This is a genomic window from Arthrobacter sp. JDC6 (assembly GCF_056484025.1).
Genome location: NZ_CM151278.1, coordinates 2,740,971 through 2,755,283 on the forward strand (window position 1 = coordinate 2,740,971; position 14,313 = coordinate 2,755,283).

The window sequence follows — 14,313 nt, forward strand, 5'->3', positions numbered from 1 at the left end:
GACGGTATTTCCTCTGGTTCCCACATTCAATAACCGGGTCCGCGTGTCGGATTAATACCGGGAAAGAAAGCGCTCAGCGCGTCACGGGGTGCCGGGGCACACTGACATCGTAGACCCTGACCGGATTCTTGGGATCGGCCGGAGCCTTGAGGAGGGCGGCCAGGACCTTGGCCTTGAGTTCCTTCTCGGAGGCGTTGCCCCACACGATGGTCTGGCCGTCCACCAGCTTGAGTTCAACGGCGTCCACGGACTGCGCGGACGCGTTCGAGAGCTTCGCCAGCACGTCGGCCGGCAGGGCCCCCAGGACGGCGGCGGTGGCGCGGAACAGGTCCTGGCCGATCGCGCCGGCGCCGCCGTCGATCACCGGCAGCGACGCCGACGCCGGATCGTCCGTGGTAGCCAGCTGGACGCCGTCGACGTCCACCAGCTGGTACTGCTCCCCCTGCTTGACCAGCGCCACGGGCACCCGCTCGTGCACTGCGACGGCGAGGGTGGACGGCGGCCGTGCCTCGACGGACACGGACTTGACCTGGATCAGGTTGTCCAGCAGCCTGCGGACGTCGTCGTCACTGATCTGCGGCAGCGGCTTGCCGCGCAGGGGCTCCAGCGCAGTCTGCACCTGGGCCGGGGTGAGAAGCCGCGTGCCTGTCACCGAGACGTTCTGCAGGGCAAGGACCGGCGAGTAGACGGCTCCGGCCAGCAGCCCGGCCACCAGAACCAGCACCGTTCCCACGGCGAGGAGGATCTTTTTCCGGCGGCGCCGGCCTTTGGGCTCAGGGAACGCAAGGACTGTCGCGCCGGCGGCCTGCTGTTCCTTGGCCGGATTGGAGGGCGCCTGGTCCGGGACGCTGCGGGATGCGGTAATCACGTCGCCGCTGCCACCGGCTGCGGCGGTCGGGGAAGATGCGGCCCCCTTGGGGGCATTGTCACCTGCGTTGTTCGCGGCGGTTTTCCCGGAGCCGGGATCGGCCCGCCTGTTCCGGCCGGCCGGGGCGTAGGTGGGGCGTCGGGAACTAGGCACTCAGTGCCTCCACAATTTTCGGGCCGTAGGCTGTGACGTCGCCGGCGCCCACGGTAAGGACAACGTCCCCGTCCGCAGCGGCCCGTGCCAGGGTGCCTACGGCGTCGTCGGCCGAGACCAGCCGACCGCCCTCCGTGAGGTGGTCCGCGATGAGCTGGCTCGTGACGCCCGGGATCGGGTCTTCCCTCGCCGGGTAGATGTCCAGGACCAGGGCGGTATCGGCCAGGTTCAGGGCATCGGCGAACTCTGCCGCGAATTCACGGGTCCGGGAAAACAGGTGCGGCTGGAACAGGACATGGACCTTGTGGCCGCCTGCCACCGAGCGGGCTGCGGTGAGGGCGGCGCGGACCTCCGTGGGGTGGTGCGCGTAGTCGTCGAATACCCGCACGCCCCGTGCCCCACCTTTGAGCTCAAACCGGCGGGATGCGCCGGAGAAGCGGGCCAGGCCGGCGGCCGCGGCTGCCGCGTCCACCCCGAGCTCGAGGGCCACCGCAAAGGCAGCTGCGGCGTTCAGCGCGTTGTGCCGTCCGGGCACCTGCAATGACAAAGGGAACCGCGCACCGCCGGCGGATATGGCAACCTGCCCCGGGCCGCCGTCGTCCAGCCTGACGTCCGCCGCATCACCGGTGCCGTACAGGACCACCCGTGTGTTGCCCCGCGCCCGGGTCCGCTCCGCCAGGGCCAGGGCTCCGGCGTCGTCGGCGCAGGCCACCAGGAGGCCGTCAGCGGGCAACAGGGCCGTGAAGCGGTCGAACGACTCGTAGACGGCTTCAGCGGTGCCGTAGTAATCAAGGTGGTCAGGTTCCACGTTGGTGACGACGGCGATGCGGGGCCGGTAGTTCAGGAAGGAGCCGTCGGATTCATCAGCCTCGGCAACGAAGATGCCGGACGTACCATGCGCAGCGTTCACGCCGAGTGCGGGGATGTTGGCGCCGACGGCAAAGGACGGATCCAGGCCCGCCGCGCGGAGCAGCACCGTCACCATCGAGGTGGTGGTGGACTTGCCGTGTGTTCCAGCCACCGTTACCACGGTGTCGTCGCCCATGGTGGCTGCCAGGGCCTGGGACCGGTGCAGCACCGGCAGTCCCGCCTTCCGCGCCGCGGCGAGCTCGGGGTTGTCCCCGCGGATGGCCGAGCCCGCAACCACGGTCTGCGCGTCGGCCAGGTTTCCGGCGGAGTAGCCGACGGCGATGCGCGCCCCGGCCGCGGCGAGGTCGGCCATGACGGGCAGGTCCTTCGCATCGGATCCGCTGACCGGGACTCCGCGCGCCACCATGATGCGGGCCACGGCGGACATGCCGACTCCCCCGATGCCGATGAAGTGCACCTTTCCCAGGGATTCCAGCCGGGGGGTGTTGTGGGGGCTCATGCAGATACCGCTTCCAGGACAAGACCAGCCATGCGCTGGTCGGCATTTCGGATTCCGAGCCGGTAGGACTTGGCTTCCATTTCGGCCAGCCGTGCTTTATCGGTGACCAGCGGGATCAGCTCCCGGGCAACCCATTCCGGAGTGAAGTCACGGTCGGCCACCAGCACTGCTCCGCCTGCGGCGACCAGGCCGGCCGCGTTCAGCGCCTGTTCCCCGTTTCCGATGGGCAGCGGCACCAGGACTGCCGGGACGCCAACTGCGGCCACTTCGCTCACCGTTGCCGCTCCCGACCGGGCCAGGAGAAGGTCGGCCGCGGCATAGGCAAGCTCCATGCCGTCGATGTACTCCACCTGCCGGTAGCCATCCGCAGCGAGGGGTTGGCCCGTTTGGTCCAGGACTGTCTTGCCGCGGCCGGTGATGTGGAGGGTCTGGATACCGGCGTCCGCAAGGTGGCCAACGGCGGCGGCGATTGTCCGGTTGATGCTCTGGGCGCCGGAGGAACCGCCGGTGACGATCAGGGTTGGCTGCTGGGGATCGAGCCCCAGCGCCTCGCGTGCGGCGGTGCGGGCGCTCTTCCGGTCCAGGCCGGAAATCTCCTTCCGCATGGGCATGCCCACGTGCACGGCATTGGGCAGCGGGGTGCCCTCGAAGGCCACGGCAACCCGGCCCTTCAGGAAGGCCCCCACACGGTTGGCCAGTCCCGGACGGGCGTTGGCTTCATGGATCACCACGGGGATCCGGCGCTTCCGCGCCGCCAGGTACATCGGCGTGCACACGTAACCGCCTACGCCCACCAGGACATCGGCCTGCGCCCGGTCCAGGATGGCGCCGGCCTGGCGGACTGCGCCGGCCAGCCTGGCCGGCAGGCGGAGCAGGTCTGCGGAGGGCTTGCGCGGAAGCGGCACGCGGTCGATCGTGGCCAGCTGCACGCCGGCGGCCGGAACCAGCCGGGTTTCCATGCCTGAGGGCGTACCAACCGCCAGGATGGCGGCATCCGGGGCTTCGCTCCGGAGGGCGGCGGCGATGGCGAGCAGCGGGCTGATATGGCCCGCCGTTCCGCCGCCGGCCAGGACAATGGAAGGGTGTGTCGCAGTCATTTGGGGTCAGGCACGCTTTCTGGAATTCTTTGGTTGGTTCTGTTTCCGCCCTGGCCGGGCCTTGAACTTCAGCATCCGTTTGGGCCGCATGGCCGGAGCCATCTGCTCCCGCGCCAGCGAGAGGACAACGCCCACGGCGCACAGTGACATCAGCAGCGCCGAGCCACCGTAGGAAATGAACGGCAGCGGCACGCCGATGACGGGCATCAAACCCGTGACCACGGACATGTTCACGGTTGCCTGGCCCAGCAGCCAGACCATGATGGTGCCGGCCAGGACCCGGTGGAACATGTCCTCCTGTGCCACCACCACGCGGTAGATGGCGGCACCCAGGATGGCAAAAAGGACCAGGACGACGACGGTCCCCACCAGGCCGAGTTCCTCGCCGATGATGGCGAAGATGAAGTCGTTGTGGGCTTCGGGGATCCAGCTGTACTTTTGCCGGCTCTGCCCCAGGCCCACACCCAGCCAGCCGCCGGAGGCAAGGCCGTACATGCCGTTGGTGGCCTGGTAGTTGGCGTCGATGCCGTCGGCGCAGGACTGGCCGGTCCACCACGAGGTGATGCGGCACATGCGGTTGGAGCTGGTGATGGCCATGACAGCGGTGCCGGCAGCAGCGATGATGCCGGCGATGCCGAAGAGGTAAAGCGGAACACCTGCGAAGAACAGTGCGGCGGCCATGATCATCATGATGATCATGGCGGTGCCGAGGTCGTTGCCCACCAGGATCAGCACGATGACGATGGCTGCCATGGGCACTGCGGGGACCAGCACGTGCTGCCACCGGCTGAGCAGTTTGCCCTTCCGGGCCAGCACCGTTGCCAGCCACAGGGCAAGGGCGAGTTTGGCCGCTTCGGAAGGCTGGAAGGTGATCCCGCCCAGGTCGATCCAGTTCCGGTTGCCGTTGACCTCGTCTCCCACCACCTGCACCAGGCCCAGGAGCAGCACGGCAACACCCACGGCGGGCCATGCGAGGCGTTTCAGCCAGACGACGTTGATCCGCGAGAGCACGAACATGGTGAAGATGCCGATCGCTGCGAAGATCCCCTGTTTCAGGGCGTCCCCGTAGGGGGACTTGCCGGCAGCGATGGACTCAACGCTGGAGGCGGAGAGGACCATCATGATCCCGATAGCCGTCAACGCAAGCGTGGCGCCGAGGATGAGGTAGTACGTGGAGCCGTTCCGGGACGTGCCTGTCCCCTCCAGCGCCGACCAGAACCGGCGGTAGAGGGTCCGCAGCTTCGCGCCCGCCGCAGCAGGCTGCCGGGTGGCCGTGGAGCCGGGGCGTGGCTTGCCACCCTGCGGCTTGCCACCCTTCGGCCGGGTGGGCGTGCTGACCATCGTTACTCCTCGCCGGTCTGGGCCTTCCCTTCCACCAGCTCGCGGACAGCGTCGATGAAAGTACCACCACGGTGAGCGTAGGAAGAGAACTGATCCATGGAAGCAGCTGCCGGCGCCATCAGCACGGTGTCGCCGGATTCGGCGAGCCGTGCCGCTGACGCAACGGCCCGGGACATCACCTGTTCTCCGTTGCCGGTGGAACCGGCGGAAGTGCCACCGGGCGCCGGAGCAGTCTGCACTCCTTCAGTCTCGCCTGCCCCCGGCTCGATCACCGGGACATCGGGCGCGTGTCGCCGGAGGGCCTCCCGGAGCTGGGAGGAGTCCGTTCCGATCAGTACCACGGCCTTGAGCCGGGCTGCGTGGTCCCTCACCAGGTCGTCGTAGCTCACGCCCTTGGAGAGGCCGCCGGCGATCCAGACCACGTTGCTGAAGGCCGACAGGGATGCGGACGCCGCATGCGGGTTGGTGGCTTTGGAGTCGTTGACCCAAAGGACGCCGTTCAGGCGGGCTACAGGCTGGATCCGGTGGTCGCCCGGGACATAGTCCAGGATGCCTTGGCGGACAGCCTTGGCGTCCACACCGTACGCGCGCACGAGGCCGGCGGCGGCCAGGGCATTGGCAACCATGTGGCGCGGAGCCAGCGGACCAAGGTCGGTCATTGAGGCCAGCTCGGCAGCGCTGTTCCTGCGTTCCTCAATGAACGCCCGGTCCACCAGTAGTCCTTCCACCACTCCGAGCATGCTGACCGCGGGAGTGACCGTCGTGAAGCCCACAGCGCGGCAACCCTCCACCACATCCGCGTTTTCCACCATGCGTTCGGTTTCCACCTGCTCCGCGTTATAGATGCAGGCCTTTTGGGTTCGCTCGTAGACCTTCGCCTTGTCGGCGAGATACGAGTCGTAGGAACCGTGCCAGTCCACGTGGTCTTCGGCCACATTGAGGCAGACGCTGGCTACCGGCGACACGGATTCCGCCCAGTGCAGCTGGAAACTGGAGAGTTCGACGGCGAAGACGTCGTACTCCACGGGGTCCCGCAGGGCATCGAGGATAGGGGTGCCGACGTTTCCCACCGCGATCGCCTTGAGCCCGGCGGCACGCAGCATCGATTCGGTGAGTCCAACCGTGGTGGTCTTGCCGTTGGTGCCCGTGATGGCAAGCCAGTCGGCCGTCTTCCGGCCTTCCCGGGTGCGCACCCGCCAGGCTAGTTCGACGTCGCCCCAGACGGGAATGTGTGCCCGGGCCGCGGCAGCCAGCAGGGCCTGGTCCGGGCGCCATCCGGGTGACGTCACGATCAGTTCGGGTAGTTCGCCGTCGATGCGGGGTATGTGGGTGACGGCGTCCGGTCCCAGCAGCACGTCGGCGGCGCCCACGATCTTCAGGGTGTCGGCATGGGCCCGGGCCGTGTCGCTGGTGGCAGCATCGACCACCACCACGCGTGCACCGAGTTCGATCAGGGTGTCTGCGGCGGCGAAGCCGGATACTCCGATGCCGGTCACGACCACGCGGAGGCCGGCCCAGTCGGAGTCCCAGGAGACAAGGTTTGCCAGGCGGGGGGAAACGGTCACAGCAGTACAACCCATTCAGCGTAGAAGATGCCAAGCCCGACAGCGACGAAGAGGCCGCCCAGGATCCAGAACCGGACCACGACGGTGACTTCGGCCCACCCCTTCAGCTCGAAGTGGTGCTGCAGCGGCGCCATCTTGAACACGCGTTTACCGCCGGTGGCTTTGAAGTAGCCCACCTGGATGATGACGGACAGGGTGATCAGCACGAAGAGGCCGCCCACAATGCCGAGCAGGAGCTCGGTCCGGGAAAGGATGGCAAAGCCGGCCACCGCTCCGCCAATAGCCAATGACCCGGTGTCGCCCATGAAGATCTTGGCCGGCGAGGTGTTCCACCACAGGAAGCCCACCAGGGCGGCGCTCAGGATCGCCGCCAGCAGGGCCAAATCAAGGGGATCCCGGACCAGGTAGCAGCCGCTGCCGGCTTCCCGGGGCGAGCCGCAGGCCTGGTTGCTCTGCCATATGCCCATGAGGGTATATGCACCGAACACCATGATCGAGGCTCCCGCGGCAAGGCCATCCAGGCCGTCCGTGAGGTTCACGCCATTGGTGGCGGCGGTGACGATCAGGTTGGACCAGATGACGAACAGGATGGCGCCGAGGACGGTTCCGCCGAAGGCGAGGTCGAGCCATGGCAGGTCGCGGACCAGCGAAATCTTCGTTGACGCCGGCGTCAGGCCCGCGCTGTTGGGGAAGTTCAACGCCAGGATGGCGAAGATGATGCCGACGGCTCCCTGGAGGATGAGCTTCGCCTTGGCGTTGAGGCCCAGGCTCCGCTGCCGCGAGATCTTGATGAAGTCGTCCAGGAATCCCACCAGGCCCATTCCGACCATGAGGAACAGCAGGATCAGTGCCGAAGCGGACGGCCCGGGCGAATCCGGGTTCATCATCAGCATGATGAGGTGCGTTAGCCCGTAGCTCAGCAGTACCGCGGCTACGACGACGGTTCCGCCCATGGTGGGCGTTCCACGCTTGGTGTGGTGCGACGTCGGGCCGTCGTCGCGGATGAACTGGCCGTAGCCGCGGTGCACCAGGAGGCGGATGAAAAGGGGGGTGCCCACCAGGGCGAAGAGCAGGGCCAGGCCTGCGCCGATCAGCAGAGCAATCACAGCAGAGTGCTCCTTTCGTCGGCAGGGGTCGGGGTTGGGGGTAATGCTATCCGATCGCCCAAATGGCGAAGCCCCACACTGTTGGAGGACTTGAACAGCACCAGGTCACCCGGCTGGAGTTCGGTGTCCAGGATGTCGTGGGCCTCCTCCACGGTTTCGGCAAAGAGGCATTCGTCGCCCCAGGACCCTTCCTGCACGGCGGAGACGTAGAGCGCCCGCGCCTCCCGGCCCACCACCAGCAGCCTGGAAATGTTGAGGCGCACCACTTGGGTGCCCACGGCGGTGTGCTCGCGGATGGAGTCATCCCCCAGTTCCAGCATGGCTCCGAGGACCGCCCAGGTGCGGCGGCCGCGGCCAAGGTCGGCCAGCGTGCGGAGGGCTGCGCGCATCGATTCGGGGTTGGCGTTGTAGGCGTCGTTGATCACGGTGACGCCGTCCGGCCGCTCCGTGCGTTCCATGCGCCAGCGGCTGGCGGCGGCCTGGCTGCTCAGCGAAGCTGCGATGTGGTCTGCCGGTACTCCGGCGGCCCATGCGGCAGCCGCGGCTGCCAGCAGGTTTCCAGTGTGGTGCGCTCCGATAAGCCGGCTGGCCACGTGGCGGGGAGCACCGCCGTCGGGCAGCTGCAGGTCGAATTCTGGGCTGCCGCCGGCGTCGGTGTCGGCATTCAGGGCCTGCACCTGGGCGTCCCGGTGTCCGTCGGCGGAGAAGCCGAGGACCTTGGCCGGGGTACGGCTGCGCATGGCGGCGACGCGTTCATCGTCGAGATTGATGATGGCGGTGCCGGCGGCGGAAAGGCCCTCAACCATCTCGCCCTTCGCCTGCGCTATGTTTTCCACGCCCCCGAACTCGCCGGCATGTGCTGTTCCGACTGCCAGGACCACTCCGATGTCCGGCTTGACCATCTCCGCGAGGTAGCGGATGTGGCCGATGCCCGTGGCTCCCATCTCGATGACAAGGTAGCGGGTGTCGGTGTCCGCCCGGAAGACGGTCAGCGGAACGCCCACCTCACCGTTGTAGGAGCCCTGCGGCGCCACGGTGTTGCCCTGTCCGGCCAGGATGCCGGCCAGCAGGTCCTTGGTGGTGGTCTTGCCGGCCGAACCGGTGATCCCCACGACGGTAAGCTGCTCCCCCCCTTCTGAGCGGGCGGAGCGGATCCGCCGGACGGCTTCGGCGGCAAGGGCGCCCATTGCCAGGACTGCATCCTCAACCACGACGGCCGGGTAGGCAGTGCCTTCCGGCGCCTCGACGGTGCGCTCGACGAGTGCCAGGACGGCGCCCGCTGCAAAGGCTGCGTCGATGAAGTCGTGGCCGTCGGCGTTCTCGCCCGGCTTTGCGACGTACAGCGAACCGGGGGTGGCTTCGCGTGAATCCGTCACCACCGAGAGGGGCGTAATTCCGGGATCGGCGTCCAGGCGCCCGCTGGTGATTTCGGCGATTTCCGCCGCAGTAAATGCAATCATCTCGGTCTAGGACTCTATCCGGTCGTCGTGGAGAACGTTGAATCCCCTGGCTGTCAAGGCGCTGCGCAGCTCCACCCTGTCGTCCAGGGCGAGGTTCACACCCTTCACTTCCTGCCAGACCTCGTGGCCGCGGCCTGCCACCAGGATGGTGTCCTGCGGCCGCGCCAACGCTGCGGCGTGCCGGATGGCCTCGTCCCGCGGAAAGACCTCAAGGATGTCAGCCTGCAGGGATTCCTTTTCCACGGCCTCCCGGGCACCGCCGAGCACGTCAGCCCGGATGGCTGCTGCGTCTTCGTCGTGCGGGTCGTCATCGGTGATGATCACGGTGTCAGCAAGCCGGGCGGCAATGGCTCCCATGGCCGGCCGCTTGCCCTGGTCCCGCTGGCCTGTGGCGCCGAAGACAACGATCAGGCGGGAGTCCGGTTCCGGCGAGCGGACTGCCTCCAGGGCCCGCGCCAGGGCGTCGGTGTTGTGCGCGAAGTCCACCACGGCGGCGGGCTGCTCGGCGACCAGCTGCATCCGTCCCGGCACGGCCACGGTGAACGGGTCGCTGCTGTCCAGGGCGGCCTGGAGGTCGGGGACTTCCACCCCGGACGTGAGCACCATGAGCGTCGCCAGGGCCGCGTTGGCAACGTTGAAACTGCCGGGCAAACCGGTGTGGATGTTCAGGACGGCGCCGGCCGGCCCGGTCAGGGTGAAGTCGGTACCGAGCCCGCGCGGCGAGGCAGCGCTGACCGTCCAGTCCGCGGCGGCCTGGCCGCTGGTGCTGAGCGTGGTGACGGGCACCTGGGTGGTGGCGGCCAGGCGCCGTCCCCACTCGTCGTCGACCGTCACCACGGCAGCCCTGGCGCGCCCCGGTGTGAAGAGTTCGGCTTTGGTGGCGAAGTAGCCGTCCATGGTGTGGTGCAGGTCCAGGTGGTCCTGGGTGAGGTTGGTGAATCCGGCGACGTCGAAGAGCAGGCCATCCACCCGCTGGTACGAGATGGCGTGGGAGGACACCTCCATGGCTGCGGTGTCGAGCCCGCGTTCGTGCATGAGGGCGAGGAGCCCGTGGACTTCGGGCGATTCCGGCGTGGTGAGGAGGCTGGGGATCGGCTCTGCGCCGGCCAGGATCTCGATGGTGCCGATCAGGCCCGGCTGGCGGCCCAGTGCACGCAGCAGGGAGGTGATGAAGTAGGTGGTGGTGGTCTTCCCGTTGGTCCCGGTGACGCCGAAAAGCTGCAGCGGGCGGCCGTCGCCGGACTGGCTCCGGTAAATCATGGCGGAGAGGGGGCCCACCTCGTTGCGCGGATTGTCGAGGACGAGCACGGGCACGGGCGTGTCCGCGGACAGGGCAAGCAGGCGCGCCCCGGCCTCGTCCGTGAGGACGGCGGCAGCTCCGGCCCCGATGGCATCCGTGGCGAAGTCAGCCCCGTGCCTGCTTGCCCCGGGGAGGGCCACATACAGGTCGCCGGGCTCCACGGTGCGTGAGTTGATCGAGATGCCAGTGATTTCCACGTCGGCGGCGGGGGCGGGGACGGCTACGCCAACGGCCTGTCCGACGGCGGCCAGCGGCACGGCCGCTACGGCTGCAGGCCGGAAGCGGCCCGGCGTGTCGTCCCGGGCCGTGTCGTTGCCGGGCGTGGTGAACTCTGACAAGGGGATCTCCGATGGTGCTAGTGCGTGCCCGGCATGGTTCGCGCCGGGCACTGTGATGCGCTGGATGCTGCTGGTACTTCCGGCGTGGCGCAGCTGCTACTTGGCGTACTGCGGCATTCTGGCCGGCTGGCCGGTGGAAGGCTGGACGTTGTAGGTCCGCAGCGTCTGGCTCATGACGGACCGGAACACCGGTCCGTTGGTGATGCCGTAGATGCTGCCCTTCGGCCGCTGGAGCACCACCTCCACAATAAACCGCGGATCATCCATCGGCGCCATTCCCACGATGGAGGCCGTGTACCCGCAGTAGCCGGACTTGCCGTCGTCGCACGGTGATTCGGACGTGCCGGTCTTGGCCCCAACGCGGTAGCCGTCGATCCCGGCGTCCTTGATTTCGCCTTCGGTGACAGCGCTTTCAAGGATGTCCTGGACCTGTTGGGCCGTGCTTTCGGAGACAATCTGCCGCGACGGCTGGGCCGGCACTTTCTCCTCGGCGCCGTCGGGGGAAATGTAGGAATCGATCAGCCGCGGCTGCAGCATGACGCCGTTGTTCGCGATGCTCTGGTAGGCACGGACTGTCTGGAGGGTGGACTGCGAAACGCCCTGCCCGAACAGGACGGTGTACTGCTGGCGTCCGTCCCATTGGTCCGCCGGCGTGAGGATGCCCGATGCCGTGGCGGGAAGTCCGATGTCCGGTGCCTCGCCGATGCCGAACTTCTTCAGCCAGTCGTAGCGTTGTTCCTTGCTGAGCCGCTGTCCGGCCATAACCGTTCCGGTGTTCATGGAGTAACCGATGATGCCGGCCAGTGTCCGTTCCTCGGTGCCATGGGCAAACGCGTCGCTGAAGGTCTGGCCGTCCACGGTGTAGGTGGGTGGAATAGTGAAATGGTCCAGGGGGCTGGCGAGTCCCTCGTCGATGACGGCTGCAGCCGTCATCATCTTCTCCACCGAGCCGGGCTCATAGGCGGCCGTCACGGAACGGACGCCGCGGTCCTTGGCCGCCACCAGCCCCGGGTTGTTGGGGTCCGGGGAGTTGGTATCAGCCAGGGCCAGGAGGTTCCCGGTCTTGGCGTCCATCACAATGATGACGCCCCATTCGGCACTGAGTTTGTCCGCCTGGCTCTGGATGGCCTGCTGGGCAAAGTACTGAAGATCGGAATTGAGCGTGAGTTTGACGTCCTTGCCGTTTTGCGGTGGGGTCAGCTCGTCAAGACCCACCGGGATGCGGAGCCCGTCGGCACCGATCTCGAACAGGCGCTTGCCGTCTTTGCCCTTGAGCTGGTCGTCCTGCGTCTGCTCGATGCCTGCCTGGCCCGTGGTGCCGTCCTGGAGGAAGCCCACAACTCCCCCGGCCACGGCGCCGTTGGGGTAGACGCGTTTGCTGACGCCCTCGGCCACGATGCCGGGCACCTGGAGCTTGGAGATGCGGTCCTCGACGTCGGGCTTTACGTCCTTGGCCACAATGTAATAGGGCTGTTCCCCTGTCACTGCGTCACGGACCGCGTTTGAGTCCATGCCCAATGCCGCGGCAAGTTCTGAGATCGCCTGGTCGCGGCTGACGTCCACCAGTTTGTCGTGGCCGTCGGCCTGGGGCTCGAGGCGTTTGTAGGCGTCCGTTTTGGTGTTGACGCGCTGGTCCACCACGATGTTGTACCGGATCACGCTGTTGGCAAGAACAGTGCCGCGTGAGTCCAGGATGCTGCCGCGCTCGGCCGGAAGGATCGCCGAGGTCATCCGGCTGTTCAGTGCCGCTTCGGCCATGCCGCCGACGTCAAGCCCCTGGACCAGGAAGAGCTTCCCGCCCACCACCAGCAGGAGCGTGAGCATGACGCCCAGTCCCAGTCGCAAGCGCTTGGTGGCGTTGGGTTCCTTGCTTTTTCCTGCTTTGCCGGTCGTCTCCGCCACCGTGATATTCCTTGCTGCTCGACGCTGCTGCCTGACCTGCCTGCTGGCCTACTGTCCGGGGACCTTCTGCTGGGGCGCCGGAACAGAGCCGCCGTGAAGCTCGGGCGCCGGAGTTGCCGCGGCAGCCGCAGCCGCAGCGGCAGCCTGCGCGGCAGCGGCAGCCTGCGCGGCAGCGGCCTGGGCAGCAGGGGCCTGGGCAGCGCCGGCGGAGGGAGCGGCGGCAGGAGCCTTGCCGGTTTCTGCCGTCCTGGCCTTGTCCGCCGTGTCACCCTTGGACGCAGGCGGCACAATAAGCTGTCCGGCCACCGCCGGCGATGGGATAACGGCTCCCGCTGCTGCGCCCTTGACCGCAGGCGTGGCCTTTCCTGTCACTGACAGCGTGGACAGGTCGATCTGGCCTTTGACGGTGGAGGCCACCATTCCCAGTTCGGTGGCCTTGGCCGCCAGGTTCTGCGGGGCCTCGAAGTTCTGCACCTGCTGGGTGAGGTCCTGGTTCGTCTTGGTCAGCGTGCTCTGCTTGGCACGCAGTTCCACCAGCTGGTACTGGGCGGTGGACACCGAGATATTCAGGACCAGCACCGCCATCAACGCCACTGCGAGCATGGCAAAGCAAAGGACGACGAACGGCGCCCGGCGTTTCCGCGGCGCAGTGCGGACCACGGAAAGCGGGGTGCGGCCCTTCCGTCCACCGGCGGGGTCGGCCGCGCGCCGGGTGTCGGCCGCCGAACTGCCTGAGACAACGGGAAAGTTCTTGACGGCGGCGGTGCTCATGCAGCTCTCCTGGCTCTGATTCGTTCTGCCGCGCGGAGCCTGGCGGAGGCAGCGCGCGGATTTTCGGCGATTTCGACGGCGGTGGGCACCTCGGTGCCTTTGGTCAGGGTCTTGAGTTCGGGCTTGTGTTCTTCCAGCTCAACGGGGAAGCCAAGGGGAGCGGAAGACTTGGAGCGGGCCTGGAGAACGCCTTTGACGATTTTGTCCTCCAGGGAGTGGTAGGACATGACCACGATGCGGCCCCCGATAGCCAGGGAGGCCACGGCGGCGGGGACGGCACGCTCCAGGACGTCGAGTTCCTCGTTGACCTCGATCCTGAGGGCCTGAAAGGTCCGCTTGGCAGGATGTCCACCGGACTTCGCTGCAGAAGCGGGAACCACGGAACGGATCTGCTCCACCAGTTCGCCGGTGGTGGTGAACGGTTTGATGGCCCGTGCCGCGACGATCCTGTTGGCAATCCGTCCGGCGAACTTTTCCTCGCCCCATTTGCGGATAATCCGGACCAGGTCCTCTTCGCTGTAGGTATTGACCACGTCCGCCGCGGTCTGGCCCCGGCTGGTGTCCATGCGCATGTCCAGGGGCGCGTCAAATGAGTAGGCGAAACCGCGTTCACGCTCATCCAGCTGCAGGGAGGAAACACCCAGGTCCATCAGGATCCCGTGCACTTCAGCCACACCGAGGTCCTCCAGGACGTCCTGGATCTCGTCGTACACCGCGTGGACCAGGTCGATCCGGGCGGCGAACGGAGCCAGCCGCTCCCCCGCCAGGGAGAGTGCTTCCTCGTCACGGTCAATGCCGATGAGGTGGAGGTCGGGAAACCGCTGGAGCATCGCCTCGGAATGACCGCCCATGCCAAGGGTGGCGTCCACCGCGATGGGGGTCTCGCCGCGGAGCCTTGCTGCTTCGAATCCCGGTGCCAACAAATTGATGCACCGGTCGCGAAGGACCGGCACATGGCGTTCGGACGTGGGCTTGGGTTGATCGGTCATGCCTGGTCCTTTCCCGCCGTCGTTGTCACCTGCTGCTTCTGGGACCAGATCCCC

General features: G+C 67.3%; 11 protein-coding genes. All 11 read right to left on the minus strand.

What is annotated here, in order from left to right; all coding sequences use genetic code 11:
• Positions 1–73: 73 nt before the first annotated feature.
• The gene (locus ACV095_RS12765) at positions 74–1,021 is read right to left on the minus strand and encodes a cell division protein FtsQ/DivIB (protein WP_478222021.1); all 948 of its coding nucleotides are present in this window, start codon (positions 1,019–1,021) and stop codon (positions 74–76) included.
• On the minus strand, positions 1,014–2,390 hold the full coding sequence (gene murC, locus ACV095_RS12770) for a UDP-N-acetylmuramate--L-alanine ligase (protein ID WP_478222022.1): 1,377 nt from the start codon (positions 2,388–2,390) through the stop codon (positions 1,014–1,016). Before murC ends, ACV095_RS12765 begins: the two co-directional genes overlap by 8 nt.
• Positions 2,387–3,487 carry an undecaprenyldiphospho-muramoylpentapeptide beta-N-acetylglucosaminyltransferase gene (gene murG / locus ACV095_RS12775; RefSeq protein WP_056389759.1) on the minus strand — a complete coding sequence of 367 codons (1,101 nt, stop codon included), beginning with the start codon at positions 3,485–3,487 and terminating at the stop codon, positions 2,387–2,389. The genes murC and murG overlap by 4 nt, the downstream gene beginning before the upstream one ends.
• Positions 3,488–3,493: 6 nt before the next feature.
• Positions 3,494–4,828 carry a putative lipid II flippase FtsW gene (gene ftsW, locus ACV095_RS12780; protein WP_018771519.1) on the minus strand — a complete coding sequence of 445 codons (1,335 nt, stop codon included), beginning with the start codon at positions 4,826–4,828 and terminating at the stop codon, positions 3,494–3,496.
• A gap of 2 nt (positions 4,829–4,830) precedes the next feature.
• Entirely contained in the window at positions 4,831–6,408 is a 1,578-nt protein-coding gene (murD, locus tag ACV095_RS12785) for a UDP-N-acetylmuramoyl-L-alanine--D-glutamate ligase (protein WP_056389756.1), read from the minus strand.
• The gene (mraY, locus tag ACV095_RS12790) at positions 6,390–7,499 is read right to left on the minus strand and encodes a phospho-N-acetylmuramoyl-pentapeptide-transferase (RefSeq protein ID WP_018771517.1); all 1,110 of its coding nucleotides are present in this window, start codon (positions 7,497–7,499) and stop codon (positions 6,390–6,392) included. Before mraY ends, murD begins: the two co-directional genes overlap by 19 nt.
• Complete coding sequence (locus ACV095_RS12795) at positions 7,496–8,959, minus strand: UDP-N-acetylmuramoyl-tripeptide--D-alanyl-D-alanine ligase (protein ID WP_018771516.1); 1,464 nt, start codon at positions 8,957–8,959, stop codon at positions 7,496–7,498. Before ACV095_RS12795 ends, mraY begins: the two co-directional genes overlap by 4 nt.
• A gap of 6 nt (positions 8,960–8,965) precedes the next feature.
• A complete protein-coding gene (locus ACV095_RS12800; protein WP_018771515.1) occupies positions 8,966–10,597 on the minus strand; it encodes a UDP-N-acetylmuramoyl-L-alanyl-D-glutamate--2,6-diaminopimelate ligase in 1,632 nt (543 codons plus the stop codon).
• 96 nt (positions 10,598–10,693) lie between these two features.
• Positions 10,694–12,499: a peptidoglycan D,D-transpeptidase FtsI family protein gene (locus tag ACV095_RS12805; protein WP_018771514.1), complete on the minus strand. Its 1,806-nt coding sequence runs from the start codon at positions 12,497–12,499 to the stop codon at positions 10,694–10,696.
• 48 nt (positions 12,500–12,547) lie between these two features.
• A complete protein-coding gene (gene ftsL, locus ACV095_RS12810; RefSeq protein ID WP_018771513.1) occupies positions 12,548–13,270 on the minus strand; it encodes a cell division protein FtsL in 723 nt (240 codons plus the stop codon).
• Positions 13,267–14,259 carry a 16S rRNA (cytosine(1402)-N(4))-methyltransferase RsmH gene (rsmH, locus tag ACV095_RS12815; protein ID WP_018771512.1) on the minus strand — a complete coding sequence of 331 codons (993 nt, stop codon included), beginning with the start codon at positions 14,257–14,259 and terminating at the stop codon, positions 13,267–13,269. The genes ftsL and rsmH overlap by 4 nt, the downstream gene beginning before the upstream one ends.
• Between the last annotated feature and the right edge of the window lie 54 nt (positions 14,260–14,313).